Origin of the sequence: Macrococcus epidermidis (genome assembly GCF_003259695.1) — a bacterium.
Classification (GTDB): domain Bacteria; phylum Bacillota; class Bacilli; order Staphylococcales; family Staphylococcaceae; genus Macrococcoides; species Macrococcoides epidermidis.
Genome location: NZ_PZJH01000001.1, coordinates 1,192,102 through 1,208,358, shown reverse-complemented (window position 1 = coordinate 1,208,358; position 16,257 = coordinate 1,192,102). Strand labels below are relative to the sequence as shown.

Below are 16,257 nucleotides of genomic sequence, written 5' to 3'. Positions count from 1 at the left end.
TATGGGGCTTGAATTTGAAAAACCGTTAATCGAACTTGATAGGAAAATTGAAGAATTAAAGAAATATATGGCTACTGAAGGCGTAGACTTAAGTGATGAAGTAAAGACATTACAGATTACGAGAGAAGAAAAATTTAATGAAATCTATGATAACCTTACACCTTGGCAGCGTGTTCAAATTGCACGACTTACAGAACGTCCAACAACACTAGACTACATTCATTATTTATTCGAAGATTTTATTGAACTGCATGGAGACCGCAATTTTAGAGATGATCCAGCAATTATTGGCGGAGTAGCACGATATAAAGGACAACCTGTTACAGTGATAGGACATCAACGCGGAAAAGATACTAAAGATAATATATATAGAAATTTCGGAATGGCACATCCGGAAGGATATCGTAAAGCATTGAGATTAATGAAGCAGGCAGATAAATTTAATCGTCCTATTATACTATTTATTGATACAAAAGGTGCATACCCTGGTAAAGCAGCAGAAGAACGTGGACAAAGCGAATCGATAGCCAGAAACTTGGTTGAAATGGCGGGTCTTTCTGTACCGGTTATTTCGATTGTTATTGGAGAAGGCGGAAGTGGTGGTGCTTTAGGTTTGGGTATATGTAATCGATTATTAATGCTTGAAAACTCAACGTATTCTGTTATCTCACCAGAAGGTGCCGCAGCATTGTTATGGAAGGATAGTAGTTTAGCACAGCTCGCTGCAGAAAGTATGAGAATTACGGGACCAGACTTACTGGAACTAAATATTGTAGATGAACTGATTACCGAAGTTAAAGGTGGCGCACATTTGAATATCGCTGCTCAAAGTGAACATATTGATATTTCTATTGAAAAACATTTAAATGAATTATTGCAATTAGATAAACAGGCATTAAAAAATCAACGCTATAATAAATTCAGAAAAATTGGAAGTTCAATGTAAATTTACATGTCGGTGAATGATGTAATGTAAATTATTGAAAAACAATGAAAACGCTTAAAATAAAACCCGTAGATGCTTATTCTAACGGGTTTTTAATTTGTTCAAAGATAAAACGTTTACATCTGTTATAATACATGATTTTAATGGATATAAATATTGGATTGTGTTAATTTAAAAGTATCAATAGACAAAAGGTGAGGAAAATACTATGAAAAAGATAGCAGTATTAACAAGTGGTGGGGATGCGCCGGGCATGAACGCTGCAGTGCGTGCAGTCGTGCGTAAAGCAATGTACCATGATATTGAAGTTTATGGTGTTTATCAAGGATATCAAGGCTTAGTGACTAATAATATTCATAAGATGGCACGTGGTACCGTCGGAGATAAAATTCAACGCGGTGGTACTTTCTTGCAATCTGCACGTTGTCCTGAATTTAAAGATCCGGAAGTGCGCCAAAAAGGTATTGATAATTTAAAACAACTCGGCATTGAAGGATTAGTTGTAGTTGGTGGAGACGGTAGTTACCGTGGTGCACAACGTCTAAATGAAGAAGGTATTAAGACAATCGGTATTCCGGGTACTATTGATAATGATATTAACGGAACTGATTTTACAATCGGTTTCGATACAGCGTTAAATACAATTATAGAAGCGATTGATAAAATTCGTGACACTGCGTCAAGTCATGAACGTACGTTTATTGTTGAAGTAATGGGACGAGATGCAGGTGATCTTGCTTTATGGTCAGGACTTGCAGGTGGAGCTGAGACAGTATTAGTTCCTGAACATAAGAAAGAAATTAAAGAGATAGCAGATAAAATACAACAAGGTATTGAACGTGGTAAGAAACACTCAATCATTGTTGTTGCTGAAGGTGTTATGAGTGGTCACGAATGTGGTGAACAGCTTAAAAAATATATCAACGTTGATACGCGTATTTCTGTGTTAGGGCACATGCAAAGAGGTGGATCTCCATCAGGATTAGATAGAGTATTAGCAAGTAGACTGGGTGGCTATGCTGTAGAATTATTAATGAATGATGAAACAGGGTTAGCCGTTGGTATTCAGAATAACAAATTATCTAAAACATCATTTGATGATATCTTCTCTGCAACGCATACTTTAGATGAACAAATGTATGCTTTATCAAATGAGTTATCAATTTAAAATAACTGTTTAATATAATTGTTTATTATCACTGTTGAATGAATACTGAATTAGAATTAACTTTCTTAATTGAATAGAATAAAAAAAGTTACCGGAGGCTCATAGACATGAGAAAAACTAAAATTGTATGTACGATAGGACCAGCATCAGAATCGCCAGAAATGTTAGAGAAATTAATGAATGCTGGAATGAACGTAGCACGTTTAAACTTCTCACATGGTAGTCATGAAGAGCATAAAGCACGCATCGACACGATTCGTGAAGTGGCTAAAAAATTAGATAAAACAGTAGCGATTCTTTTAGATACTAAAGGACCTGAAATTCGTACCCATAACATGGAAAATGACAAGATCGAATTAGTTAAAGGTTCTACAGTTGCAATTAATATGAAAGAAGTATTAGGAACGCCAGCAGAATTTTCTGTAACTTATGAAGATTTAATCAATGATATACATGTTGGTTCAACGATTTTGTTAGACGATGGGTTAATCGAATTAATAGTAAAAGATATCAAACATGAAGAAGGAAGAATTATCTGTGATGTGATTAATGCAGGTGAATTAAAAAATAAAAAAGGTGTTAATTTACCAGGTGTTAAAGTGAATTTACCAGGTATTACGGATAAAGATGCGCAGGATATAATATTCGGTATTGAACAACGCGTTGACTTTATTGCGGCATCTTTCGTTCGTCGTGCAAGTGATGTTTTAGAAATTCGTAAAATTTTAGAAGATAGAAATTGTGACTTCATCAACATCATACCTAAGATTGAAAATGAAGAAGGTATTGAAAATATTGATCAGATATTAGAAGTTTCTGATGGATTAATGGTTGCTCGTGGAGACATGGGTGTTGAAATCCCGGCAGAAGAAGTACCATTAGTACAAAAAGATTTAATCCAGAAATGTAATGTTGTGGGTAAACCAGTTATAACTGCGACACAAATGCTGGATTCGATGCAACGTAACCCACGTTGTACACGTGCAGAAGCAAGTGACGTTGCAAATGCGATTTACGACGGAACAGATGCTGTGATGTTATCTGGAGAAACTGCAGCAGGTTTATACCCTGAAGAGTCAGTTAAAACGATGCATAACATTGCTTTTGCAGCAGAAGAAGCTCAGGATTATAAGCGTTTATTATCTGACAGAACGAAATTAAATCAGCCTTCAATGGTCAATGCAATTGGTGTATCTGTAGCACATACTGCATTAAATTTAGATGTTCAAACGATAGTTGCTGCAACTGAAAGTGGAACAACTGCACAAACAATTTCAAAATATCGCCCACATGCTCATATCATTGCAGTAACACCTTATGAAGAAACTGCTCGTCATATGGCACTTGTCTGGGGTGTTATCCCAGTAATTAAGACAGGGAAATCAACGACAGACGAATTATTAGATAAAGCAGTTCAGGCAGCAATAGAAGTAGGAACAGTTGAAAATGGTGATTTAATTATTATCACTGCAGGTATTCCTACAGGTGAAGCTGGTACAACAAACTTAATGAAAATCCATTTAATTGGAGATGTGATTGCAGCTGGACAAGGTATTGGACGTAATGCAACAGTTGGTAAAGTTTTAGCTGTTAGATCTGCAGAAGAATTAGCTGATAAAGACTTATCTGATAAAGTCATTGTAGCTCCATCTACGGATGCTGACATGGTTCCATACATTGAAAAAGCTTTAGCCATTGTAACTGAAGAAGGTGGCTTAACATCTCATGCAGCAGTTGTAGGTTTAACGTTAGGTAAGCCAACGATTGTAGGCGTTGTAGATGTTATGGAAAAACTTGAAACTGGTACTTTAGTAACAGTGGATGCAGAACACAATAAAGTTTATGTTGGACATGCAAAAGTAAATTAATTGTTATATAACTAAGTGAATTTGAATATAAAATAAGAAGCACAGGACATTATCCTGTGCTTCTTATTTTATATTATTTATTATCATAGTTATGTGGATCAAAACTTCCTTTTTTAAATCCACCTTGTGCTGCGTACATAATTGCTAATAATACAAACCACAATGGCGATACGAATAATCCCATTCTTGTATCTTCAGCCATAAACAATAGACCGAACATAAATACAAAGAATAAAAGAATAGCGATAGCAGAAATTTTGCCTCCAGGTAATTTGTATAGACTTGATTGATGTAACTGTGGTCTACGTTTTAAGTAAACAAGATATGCTGCAAGAATGATAGACCATACAACGATAAAGAATACTGTCGCAACGGTTGTTACTAATGTAAATACTGCGTTTGCATTTGGCATAAAGTAATTCAGTAATACAGATAATAACAACAACACGCTAGAGAATACTACTGCGTTGGCAGGTACACCTGCTTTATTCGTACGTTGGAAGAAACTATCGTTTCCTTTTGAATAGTTCTTACTTAAACCAAATAACATACGGCTGTTAGAGAATATACCACTGTTACAAGACGATGCCGCAGAAGTAATTACAACAAAGTTGATTAAGCTTGCTGCAAATCCAATTCCGATTAATCCGAAGAATTTAACGAATGGACTTTCGTTTGGATCGATTTTATCCCAAGGTGTGACACTCATAATGATGATCAATGAACCGATATAGAACAATACGATACGCATCGGTACACTGTTAATTGCTCTTGGCAAAGTTTTTTCAGGGTCTTGTGCTTCACCAGCTGTTACACCGATTAACTCAATCCCTACAAAACTAAATATTGCCATCTGGAAGCTTAATAAGAATCCGTTCGTCCCATTTGGGAAGAATCCACCATGTGACCAAAGGTTTGTAATCGTTGCTACGCCAAAGTTTGTTTTAAAACCGATGACAATAAGTACGATCCCTGTAATGATTAATGCAATAATTGTAATAACTTTAATCAATGCAAACCAGAATTCTAATTCACCAAATAATTTAGCAGTTAATAAGTTTAAGAACATTAACACAAGAATACATAAAAGTGATGATAACCATGTCGGAAAGTCGGGCCACCAGAACTGTACATACTTAGCAATCGCTGTAACTTCCGCCATTCCAGTTACGACCCAACAGAACCAGTAAGTCCAGCCGGTAATATATCCTGCGAAGTCTCCTAAGTAGTCTCGGGCTATATCTGTGAAAGAATGATAGTTGGTATTAGATAATAATAATTCTCCTAATGCTCTCATAAATAAAAATAAAAAGAGTCCGATAATTATATAAGTAAATAAGATGGATGGACCCGCCAGGTTGATTGATTTTCCTGCGCCTAAGAATAGTCCGGTACCAATTGCGCCCCCAATCGCAATCAGTTGAATATGTCGATTTGACAATGAACGTTGTAAATCATTTCGTTCTTCGATACTACGATTATGATTTGCCATACTAAACCCCTTTTCCTTTTTAGTATCTATATTATCTTACTAAAATCTGAAAATTACAAACATTTTTTAAAATATTCTTAATATTTTTAAGAATTAATTAAATGATAAAATAAAAATTTAAATATAAGTAAAAGTTATCACGTAAGATAAAAATTTTCTAAGTTCCTAATTCATTCACAAAAGTGAGGACATTAGATATAATTGAGTTGTGAAAGCCATTACATTTGGCATAACAAAAACTATGGTGCAAAGGGGAGTCAAAAATGGCAGAATTAGTGAAAGGCCTTGAAGGTATTGTTGCTTCAAACACTAAAGTAAGTTCAATTATTGGTGATCAACTTACTTATGCAGGATATGAAATAGATGATTTAACAGAAAACGCACAATTTGAAGAAGTTGTCTTCTTATTATGGAACTTCCGTTTACCAAATGCGGAAGAATTAGCTGATTTTAGAAAACAGTTATTTGAAAATATGACTTTGCATCCAAGAATGTACAGTCACTTTGAAGATTATGCAGCAGATCATGTACATCCTATGACAGGGTTGCGTACATCTTTATCTTATTTAGCACATTTTGATCCACGTGCTGATGAATTTAATGAAGATGCGCATATGAACAAAGCGATTCGTATTCAGGCTAAAGTAGCGTCACTTGTAGCAGCATTCGCTCGTGTTCGTCAAGGTAAAGAAGTCGTGAAACCGAAAGAAGACTTAAGTTATGCAGCTAACTTCTTATATATGTTGTTTGGTGAAGAACCAACAGCTGTACAAGAAGAAGGTTTCAATAAAGCGTTAATTCTTCATGCGGATCATGAATTAAACGCATCTACATTTACTGCACGTGTTGCTGTTTCTACATTATCTGATATGTATTCTGGTGTAGTCGCTGCAGCTGGCGCATTAAAAGGACCATTACACGGTGGTGCTAATGAACAGGTTATGAAGATGTTGAATGAAATTGGTTCATTAGATAATGTGGATAGCTATGTAGCAGATAAGATTGCTAAAAAAGAGAAAATTATGGGCTTTGGTCACCGTGTCTACAAAAATGGAGATCCACGTGCTAAATACTTAAAAGAAATGTCTAGAAGAATTACTGATGAGACTGGTCAAAAAGAATTATTTGATATGTCTGTACGTATTGCTGATATTCTAAAAGAAGAAAAAGGTTTATTACCGAATGTAGATTTCTATTCAGCAACAGTTTATCACTCAATGGGTATTGAACATGATTTATTTACACCAATCTTTGCAGTATCTCGTACTTCTGGCTGGATTGCGCATATTTTAGAGCAATATAGTGATAACAGAATTATTCGTCCACGTGCAACTTACGTGGGTGAAGTTGGTCGTAAATATGTTCCGATTGAAGAAAGATAAAATGATTAAAAATGCATTTATAAGGTAAATTAAAGTAAGAAATATTAATAATGGAGGCAAAATAAAAATGGCTGAAAAAATTACGAATAATAATGGTGTTTTAAACGTACCTAATCATCCAATCGTACCTTTTATTATCGGTGACGGAACAGGTCCGGATATTTGGAATGCTGCTGTTCGCGTATTAGATGCTGCAGTAGAAAAAGCATATAATGGTGAGAAAAAGATTGAATGGAAAGAAGTTTTAGCAGGTCAAAAAGCATTCGATAACACAGGTGACTGGTTACCACAAGAAACTTTAGATACTATTGAAGAATACTTAATTGCGATTAAAGGTCCATTAACTACACCGATCGGAGGAGGTATCCGTTCTTTAAACGTAGCATTACGTCAGGAATTAGATTTATTCGTATGTCTTCGTCCAGTGCGTTACTTTGAAGGTGTTCCTTCACCTGTTAAACGTCCTGAAGATACTGATATGGTTATTTTCCGTGAAAATACTGAAGATATTTATGCAGGTATTGAGTATAAAGAAGGATCTGACGAAGTTAAGAAAGTGATTGAATTTCTACAAAATGAAATGGGTGCTAAAAATATTCGTTTCCCTGAAACTTCAGGTATCGGTATTAAACCAGTTTCTAAAGAGGGAACTGAACGTTTAGTTCGAGCAGCATTAAACTATGCGCTTGAGCAAGGCCGTAAATCATTAACATTAGTACACAAAGGGAATATCATGAAATTTACTGAAGGTGCCTTCAAACAATGGGGATATGATTTAGCTGAACGTGAATTTGGTGATAAAGTATTTACATGGAATCAATACGATAAAATTAAAGCTGAACAAGGTGCAGAAGCGGCAGATAAAGCGCAAAATGAAGCGATTGCTGCTGGCAAATTATTAGTAAAAGATTCTATCGCTGATATTTTCTTGCAACAAATTTTAACGCGTCCTGCTGAGTTTGATGTTGTTGCAACGATGAACTTAAATGGTGACTATATTAGTGATGCATTAGCAGCACAAGTAGGTGGTATCGGTATTGCACCAGGAGCAAACATCAACTACGAAACTGGACACGCTATCTTTGAAGCGACACATGGTACTGCACCAAAATATGCTGGCTTAGATAAAGTAAATCCATCTTCTGTTATTTTAAGTGGTGTGTTAATGTTAGATCATTTAGGATGGAAAGAAGCTGGAGAATTAATCACAAAAGCGATGGAAAAATCAATCGCTTCAAAAGTCGTAACATATGACTTTGCACGTTTAATGGATGGTGCAACTGAAGTGAAATGTTCTGAGTTCGCTGACGAATTAATTAAAAATATGTAATTAGAAAAGTAGTCTAACTTTTAAGGATAGTATTATGAATGAAATTCATAGTTACTATCCTTTTTTTAAAAGATTAAGGGGGAGTTATCATGACAAAGAAAAAGATTTCAATCGTAGGAAGTGGATTCACAGGTTCAACAGCTGCATTTATTGCAGCGAGTAAAGGAATAGCTGATATTGTCCTTGTTGATACTTATGGTAGTCTAGATCCCACAACAGGCAAGGCATTAGATATTATGCAGGCAATGCCGATATTACATCAAAATGTCGACATTAAAGCAAGTAATGATTATGCCGATACGAAAGATTCTGATGTTGTATTGATTACATCAGGTATCGCCCGTAAACCAGGTATGACGCGTGATGATTTAGTGCAAACCAATCAAGGTATTGTAGAAGCTGCGACGAAAGAAATTGTAAAATATTCACCGGACTGTATTATTATCGTGCTTACGAATCCGGTAGATGCAATGACTTATGCTGTGTATAAAGCATCTGGATTTGAACCGAATCGTGTTATCGGTCAATCAGGTGTGCTGGATACAGCTCGCTTTAGAACATTTGTAGCACAAGCATTAGATGTGGCAGTGACTGATGTTACTGGATTTGTGTTAGGAGGACACGGTGATACGATGGTGCCATTAATCCGTTATTCATCGGTGAGTGGCGTACCGATTGGAGACTTAATGGATGAAGCAACAATTGATGGCATCATTGAAAGAACACGTAATGGTGGTGCTGAAATTGTAAACTTATTAGGCACGGGATCTGCTTATTATGCGCCAGCTGCTGCGATGGTTGAGATGGCTGAAGCAATTATCAATGATAGTAACCGTGTATTGCCAGCTATTGCATATTTAAATGGCGAATATAAACAGGAAGATATTTATATCGGTGTACCAGTTAAGTTAAATAAAAATGGAGTTGAGCACGTCGTTGAATTGCAACTTACAGATGATGAACAAGAAGCATTTAATAAGTCTGCTGCTGCAGTGAAAGATACAACCCAATCATTAAAGTCTTCAAATTAATAAGAATATTTTAAACGATAGATTGATAATCCTTCTAATTGTAAAGAGAATGTAAATTATTCTGTTATAGCTTGAAGAATGTTGATTTGTTGTAGCATTTCAATATTCTTTTAATATATAATGAATATGATAATTGTTTGGAGGGATTGGATGAGTCAGAAGGTTCTGGTAGTAGACGATGAACAATCTATCGTAACTTTACTACAATATAATTTGCAACAATCAGGATTCGAAGTTGTAACAGCTTATGATGGTGAAGAAGGTCTAGAAAAGATTTTCAGTGAAAAGCCAGATATCGTAGTATTAGATTTAATGTTACCTAAAATGGACGGCGTAGAAGTATGTAAATCTGTTAGAAATGAAAAAAATCAAGTGCCGATTTTAATGTTAACTGCAAAAGATGATGAATTTGATAAAGTACTTGGGTTAGAATTAGGTGCAGATGATTATATGACGAAACCGTTTTCTCCAAGAGAAGTTATTGCGCGAATAAAAGCGATTCTTCGTCGCTCAAACACGATCAAGACAGTCGAAGATGAAAAGGATAATAAAGAAATTATTATCGGTAAGATAAAAGTATTACCGGAACATTTTGAAGCATACCGTAATGATGTATTGCTTGATTTAACACCTAAAGAATTTGAATTATTAATATATTTGATAGAACGTCAAGGAAGAGTAATTACACGTGAACATATGCTTAATTCTGTATGGAATTATGAGTTTGCTGGTGACTCTCGCATTGTTGATGTACATATAAGTCACTTAAGAGAAAAGATAGAAGATAATCCAAAACAGCCACAATACATTAAGACTGTTCGAGGTCTTGGATATAAATTAGAAAGTCCAAAACGCGAATGATCAGTTTTAAAAGTAAATTGTTATTAATACTTACAACAGTTATTGTTGTAAGTTTTCTTTTACTGGGAACACTATTGTATCTTACGCTTGCGAAGCAATTTATTGACAGAGATAAAGCAGGATTAACTAAAGATGCAAAAATCTTTGAAGCGTATGTAAGTGGCGACAAACGTGTGGAAGATTTAATACATGAATATGAAAAATCATACAATTCATCAATTCTTATTCTCGATAAAGATCAGCATGTTATTTATAAAACAATCGGTACATCAAAAAATGAATTTGATCGTTTTATTACAAAATACACATTAGAAAATAAAGATATGGTTAATTACCGTTATGATGGTTCAAACGAGAAAAGTTTACTACGTTATAAAAATAAACAAACTGTTTATATTTTAAGCGAAATAAAAACAATCAATGACATTGAAGAGATCATCATAAAATATTTTGGTATCGGATTATTATGTATGCTTCCGATAATATTTATCATTGTACGTTATATCAATAAAAGCTATATCCAGCCGATTAAAGAAGTAACATATGCTTCAAAGTTATTATCTGACGGTAATTATAAAGTACGCGTACCTGAAAGTAGCGTTACTGAGACAAAAGATTTATTTAGATCAACAAATATTCTTGCCAGAACACTCCAGGATCTAAATAATGAGCAGAAATTACAACGTAATCGATTAGAAACAACATTACAGAATATACCGAGTGCAACAATGCTCGTAAACAATCACGGAGAAGTGGCAATTGCTAACGAAACGTATATTAATCTTTTTAATAAACGCCAACCGATAGCGCATGGGCATTATGAAACAGTAATTAAAAATCAATCGATCAAACAAATGATTAAAGAAGCAATAGCGATAGAAAAACCAGTCAACGATACATTGAATATTACAGTCAACGTTCACAAGAAATATTTTGATGTTGCAGTAGTACCAGTGCTATCAAAGAAACGAAAGAAAATAGAAGGTATCGTTATCGTATTACACGACATTACTCAACTTAAGTCTTTAGAACAGATGCGTAAAGACTTCGTGGCAAATGTATCTCATGAATTAAAGACACCGATCACAAGTATTAAGGGCTTTACTGAAACATTAATCGATGGAGCTAAAAATGAGCCTGAAACACTTGATATGTTTTTAGAGATTATTTTGAAAGAGTCTAATCGTATCCAGGTGCTTGTAAGTGAATTACTCGAATTATCTAAAATTGAACAGGCGAATCATTTTGAAATGACGAAAGTCAATTTACCTCAAAAAGTATTTAACAGTGTTGAAGTTGTGCATCCACTTGCAGAAAAGAAAAATATTAAATTTAATCTGGATTTCGAAAAAGATTTATTTGTATTAGCTGAACCAAGTAAATTAAAACAAGTTGTAATAAATCTCTTATCGAATGCGATCAATTATTCATACGAAGACGCAACGATTACGGTAAAAGTATATCAGAAAGATCGTAACTGTATATTAGAGATAACGGATGAAGGCATCGGTATTGCGCCAGAAGAACAACTACGTATCTTTGAAAGATTCTATCGCGTAGATAAAGCTCGTAGTCGTGATTCAGGTGGTACAGGATTAGGACTCGCGATCGTAAAGCATATTGTAGAAGTCTTTAAAGGCGAAATTGAAGTGGAAAGTGAAGTAGGTGTAGGAACTACTTTTAGAGTGATATTAAAACAACATTTATATTAATATTTTATTATTTATACTAATATTTTATTTTACAACTTGAAACTTTACTTCATATTTACTTCGTCTTTACATTAAATTAACAATGTTCAACTATAATTGCACATAGACCCCTTCATTTTAGAAGAAGATAAACACAAGTGATCCTGAAGCAATCACTTGTGTTTTTTTTATTTTCAAAATGATGTTCCTATAAATATGTCCTGAATTCAAGATGTGATAGACTATAAGAGACATACGATGGAGGTAGAAGAATGAAAGAAAAACTAATATTAATTGATGGAAATAGTATCGCGTTTCGTGCCTTTTATGCATTACCTTTACTAAAGAATTCATCAGAGTTACATACGAATGCAATTTATGGTTTTACGTTAATTTTAGAAAAGTTAATTAAAGAAGAAAAACCAACGCATTTCTTAATCGCATTTGATGCAGGGAAGACAACATTTAGACATGCAACGTTTGGAGAATATAAAGGAGGACGTCAGAAGACACCTCAGGAATTAAGTGAACAATTCCCGCACATTAGACGACTTGCAGAAGCTTACCAAATAAAGCATTACGAATTAGATAATTACGAAGCAGACGATATTATCGGGACACTTTCAAAAGAAGCAGCCGAACAAAAGGTGGAAACAATTATCGTAACCGGTGATCGAGATTTAACCCAGCTCGTCAATGATTATGTAACCGTTTATTACACTAAAAAAGGTGTTACAGACATTGATAAATATACACCTCAATTCATTCACGAAAAATATGGATTTGGTGCAGAGAAAATTATCGATCTTAAAGGCTTAATGGGTGATAAGTCGGATAATATCCCTGGCGTACCTGGTGTCGGAGAAAAGACAGCGATTAAATTATTATTAGAATATGATACTGTTGAAGGTGTAATCGCGAATTTAGATAAGATTACTGCGAAGAAACTCAATGAAAATCTTACAAATCATCAAGACGATGCCATCATGAGTAAGCAGCTTGCAACAATTGAGACGAATGCACCGATAGAAGTAACATTAGCTGATACTGTAATTCCGGATAAAGATGAAACGAAAAAAATTGAACTGTTCAGAGAATTAGAATTTAAGCAAATGCTGGAAAATCTTGATACAACAAGTCAAATTGAGAGCAGTAAAGAAATCACAATTAATAACGATTATCAGTCATTTGAATTCAAAGCGATCGATGCAATTGCCTTACACTTGAAATGCTATCAGGACAATTATTTGAAGAATGAAATATTAGGATTAGGTATTATATACAATGACGAAACATTTGTTGTACAACCTGAAGATATTATGAAGAATAAGTCATTTATCACATTGCTGGAAGATGAAAATGTAAAAAAACATGTGTATGATGCAAAAGCAGTTAAAGTAATGTTCGAACGCTTATCCATAAATATTGAAGGTATCGCCTTTGATACGATGCTGGCCAATTATTTATTGAATCCATCATCTACAGTGGTTGATGTAGCGCAACTCGGACATGATTTTGGATTAAACTATGTGGAATCTGATGATCATATTTTCGGTAAAGGTGCGAAAGCGCATGTACCTGACAGAGAAATTTTGTATCAGCACATTGCAAATGAAGTGCATCTTATAAATGACGTAACACCTATGATTAAAGAAAAGCTAATTGCCCATGAACAACTCGCGCTACATGACGAACTTGAATTACCACTTGCCCTAGTACTTGCAAAGATGGAACTTCAAGGCATTAAAGTGAATAAAGAGACATTAATTGAAATGCAGGGTGAAATACAGGAAAGATTAGATGCTTTAACAGAAAGTATCTATAATCATGCCGGCAAATCATTTAATGTTAACTCACCGAAACAACTAGGTGTGATTCTATTTGAAGAGTTAAAGTTACCGATCATTAAAAAGACGAAGACAGGTTACTCAACCGCTGTGGATGTGTTAGAAAAGTTACAAGGCAGTCATGCGATTATCGATGATATTCTAGTCTATCGAACATTATCGAAACTTCAGTCAACGTACGTTGAAGGGTTACAACGATTAATAGGTGATGATGAGAAGATTCATACACGCTTTAATCAGGTTATCGCACAAACGGGTCGTCTATCTTCAATAGATCCGAACCTGCAGAATATACCGGTTAGATTAGACGAAGGTAGAAAGATTAGAAAAGCTTTCGTTCCGAGTGGAGATGACATGGTAATCTTTGCTGCCGATTATTCTCAAATTGAATTGCGTGTCCTTGCTCACATTACAGAAGATGCGAGTATGATGGAAGCATTTACACATGGTATTGATATTCATACGAAGACAGCGATGGAAGTTTTTGATGTTGAAAAGGACGCGGTTGATAGCAATATGCGTCGTCAGGCAAAAGCTGTTAATTTCGGTATTGTTTACGGAATTAGTGATTATGGCCTAAGTCAAAGTTTAGGTATCACACGAAAAGCTGCACAACAATTTATCGATGATTATCTGGATAGCTTCCCAAAAGTGAAACAATACATGGATGATATTATTCAGAAAGCCAAACAGGATGGTTACGTTACAACAATTATGCAGCGTAGAAGATATATTCCTGATATTACGAGTAAGAACTTTAATTTAAGAGGATTTGCTGAAAGAACTGCGATGAACACGCCAATCCAGGGAAGTGCAGCAGATATTATTAAACTTGCGATGGTACAGTTTGATAAAGCGCTAAAAGAGACAAACTTTAAAGCGAAGATGTTATTACAAGTACACGATGAATTGATCTTTGAAGTTCCAAAAGATGAAATAGATGCGTTTAGTCTATTTGTAAAAGATATTATGGAGCATGCAATTGAACTTAATGTACCACTTGAAGTAGAATATGATTCTGGTGAAAGTTGGTATGAAGCAAAGTAGGTGGAAAGATGCCGGAACTACCGGAAGTCGAACATGTGGTAAGAGGTTTAAGACCGCATGTGTTAAATAAAGCAATAATAAACGTAGCATTCTCAGAAGCGGTTAAACGTGGTAAAGCACAAGGTAAAGAAACGATTATTAAACAAATTGAGCTGGATGACTTTAATACCATAGTGCGTAATACTGTAATTAAAAGTATAGACCGCAGAAGTAAATACATTATTTTTGAATTAATGAAACAAAGAAGCTGTTCCATAGAGCAAGAACAAGTATTAGAGCAGGAACAAACATCTAAAATATATTTAGTCGGCCATTTAGGGATGGCCGGCGCTTTCTTTGTGAAAAGTAGTATTGAGGAAATTCCCATCCCAAATTATAAGAAACATTGGCATGTCCAGTTTGAATTGTCAGATGGACAAAAGATGATCTATTCAGATATAAGGCGTTTTGGTGAATTTAAAATATTAGATGAAGCAGCTTTTGCAAACTTTAATCAAACTATTGCGCCAGAACCTTTTGAAAATAACGCAATGGCACATTTCATACAGCAATCGAAACTAAAGAAATATATGAATAAACCGATTAAACAGGTCATTATGGATCATAGTGTAATAAGTGGATGTGGGAATATATATGCATGTGAAGCATTACATTTAGCAGGTATTTTACCGACGCATATTACACATACATTATCCACTCAGAAAAAGAAGAAACTCTTTTCAGCTATAGTAGAAGTGCTAAATAAAGGTATTGAATTTGGCGGGTCAAGCATTTCTGATTACCGTAACGTCGAAGGTGAAAGTGGCAATATGCAAAGTAAATTTAATGTCTATGGTTTAAAACAATGTAATGTATGTCAAAATGATATTACGACACAAGTGATAGCAACAAGAAACACGCATTACTGCGAAAAATGTCAAAAGTAGGTGTAAGTGTGACAGTAATAGGTTTAACAGGTGGTATCGCAAGTGGAAAGTCAACAGTTGCAAATTTCTTGTCGGAAAATGGATTTGTCATTGTTGATGCAGATATTGCAAGTCGCAAAGCAGTCGAAGCAGGATCATCTGGATTAGAGGAAATTAGAACAGTATTTGGAGATGGAGTAATACAGGAAGACGGAACGTTAAATAGAAAAGCACTCGGTGAGATAATCTTTAAAGATAAAAATCAACGAGAAAAGTTAAATGCGATCGTTCATCCCCGTGTAAGAGATATTATGGAAGCGGAAAAAGAAGCGGGACTAGCACTTGATAAACCCGTAGTAATGGACATACCATTACTTTTTGAAAATAAATTAGAGCATACAGTTGATGAAGTATGGGTGGTTTATGTTCCAAAAGAAGTTCAGATTGAACGATTAATGGCACGTAATCAGTTATCACTGGAAGAAGCTGAGTCAAGAGTATCATCACAACTATCAATTGAAGAAAAGAAACAAAAAGCTGATAAAGTCATTGATAATAGCGGTAGCTTACAATCACTTTATCAGCAACTTGAATTGCTTATTCAAAGCTATATATAAAATTAATTTTAAGAAAATTATGAAAATAATTTTCTTAAAGAAAACGCTTCCTTAACGCAATCATTGTGCTAT

General features: G+C 34.7%; 12 protein-coding genes. 11 read left to right on the top strand and 1 reads right to left on the bottom strand.

The features are described from left to right. Position 1 precedes the first annotated feature (1 nt). The 3 genes from accA to pyk all read left to right on the top strand — a co-directional run bounded on the left by accA (position 2) and on the right by pyk (position 3,982). Positions 2-946 carry an acetyl-CoA carboxylase carboxyl transferase subunit alpha gene (accA, locus tag BHU61_RS06335; RefSeq protein ID WP_111715440.1) on the top strand — a complete coding sequence of 315 codons (945 nt, stop codon included), beginning with the start codon at positions 2-4 and terminating at the stop codon, positions 944-946. A 208-nt stretch (positions 947-1,154) separates the two neighbouring features. Continuing rightward, positions 1,155-2,114, top strand: a complete 960-nt coding sequence (gene pfkA, locus BHU61_RS06330) for a 6-phosphofructokinase (RefSeq protein ID WP_111715439.1) — start codon at positions 1,155-1,157, stop codon at positions 2,112-2,114. 107 nt (positions 2,115-2,221) lie between these two features. Further along, positions 2,222-3,982, top strand: a complete 1,761-nt coding sequence (gene pyk / locus BHU61_RS06325; protein WP_111715437.1) for a pyruvate kinase — start codon at positions 2,222-2,224, stop codon at positions 3,980-3,982. Between the two features lie 73 nt (positions 3,983-4,055). Here the strand turns inward: pyk and BHU61_RS06320 are convergent, their stop codons facing one another. Then, complete coding sequence (locus BHU61_RS06320) at positions 4,056-5,474, bottom strand: amino acid permease (protein WP_111715436.1); 1,419 nt, start codon at positions 5,472-5,474, stop codon at positions 4,056-4,058. A 263-nt stretch (positions 5,475-5,737) separates the two neighbouring features. Here BHU61_RS06320 and BHU61_RS06315 point away from each other — a divergent pair, with 263 nt between their 5' ends. The 8 genes from BHU61_RS06315 to coaE all read left to right on the top strand — a co-directional run bounded on the left by BHU61_RS06315 (position 5,738) and on the right by coaE (position 16,185). Continuing rightward, positions 5,738-6,856: a citrate synthase gene (locus BHU61_RS06315; protein ID WP_111715434.1), complete on the top strand. Its 1,119-nt coding sequence runs from the start codon at positions 5,738-5,740 to the stop codon at positions 6,854-6,856. A 61-nt stretch (positions 6,857-6,917) separates the two neighbouring features. After that, a complete protein-coding gene (gene icd / locus BHU61_RS06310; RefSeq protein WP_111715432.1) occupies positions 6,918-8,186 on the top strand; it encodes an NADP-dependent isocitrate dehydrogenase in 1,269 nt (422 codons plus the stop codon). Positions 8,187-8,275: 89 nt separating this feature from the next. After that, positions 8,276-9,217 carry a malate dehydrogenase gene (mdh, locus tag BHU61_RS06305; RefSeq protein ID WP_111715430.1) on the top strand — a complete coding sequence of 314 codons (942 nt, stop codon included), beginning with the start codon at positions 8,276-8,278 and terminating at the stop codon, positions 9,215-9,217. 150 nt (positions 9,218-9,367) lie between these two features. Then, positions 9,368-10,078, top strand: a complete 711-nt coding sequence (locus BHU61_RS06300) for a response regulator transcription factor (protein WP_099579930.1) — start codon at positions 9,368-9,370, stop codon at positions 10,076-10,078. Beyond that, positions 10,075-11,790: a two-component system histidine kinase PnpS gene (gene pnpS, locus BHU61_RS06295; RefSeq protein ID WP_111715429.1), complete on the top strand. Its 1,716-nt coding sequence runs from the start codon at positions 10,075-10,077 to the stop codon at positions 11,788-11,790. The genes BHU61_RS06300 and pnpS overlap by 4 nt, the downstream gene beginning before the upstream one ends. Before the next feature lie 251 nt (positions 11,791-12,041). Next, positions 12,042-14,663 (top strand): DNA polymerase I, encoded by a 2,622-nt coding sequence (polA, locus tag BHU61_RS06290; RefSeq protein ID WP_111715427.1) that lies wholly within the window; start codon positions 12,042-12,044, stop codon positions 14,661-14,663. A gap of 8 nt (positions 14,664-14,671) precedes the next feature. Then, entirely contained in the window at positions 14,672-15,589 is a 918-nt protein-coding gene (gene mutM, locus BHU61_RS06285; protein ID WP_111715425.1) for a DNA-formamidopyrimidine glycosylase, read from the top strand. Then, positions 15,577-16,185, top strand: a complete 609-nt coding sequence (gene coaE / locus BHU61_RS06280; RefSeq protein WP_111715424.1) for a dephospho-CoA kinase — start codon at positions 15,577-15,579, stop codon at positions 16,183-16,185. The genes mutM and coaE overlap by 13 nt, the downstream gene beginning before the upstream one ends. Positions 16,186-16,257: the final 72 nt, after the last annotated feature.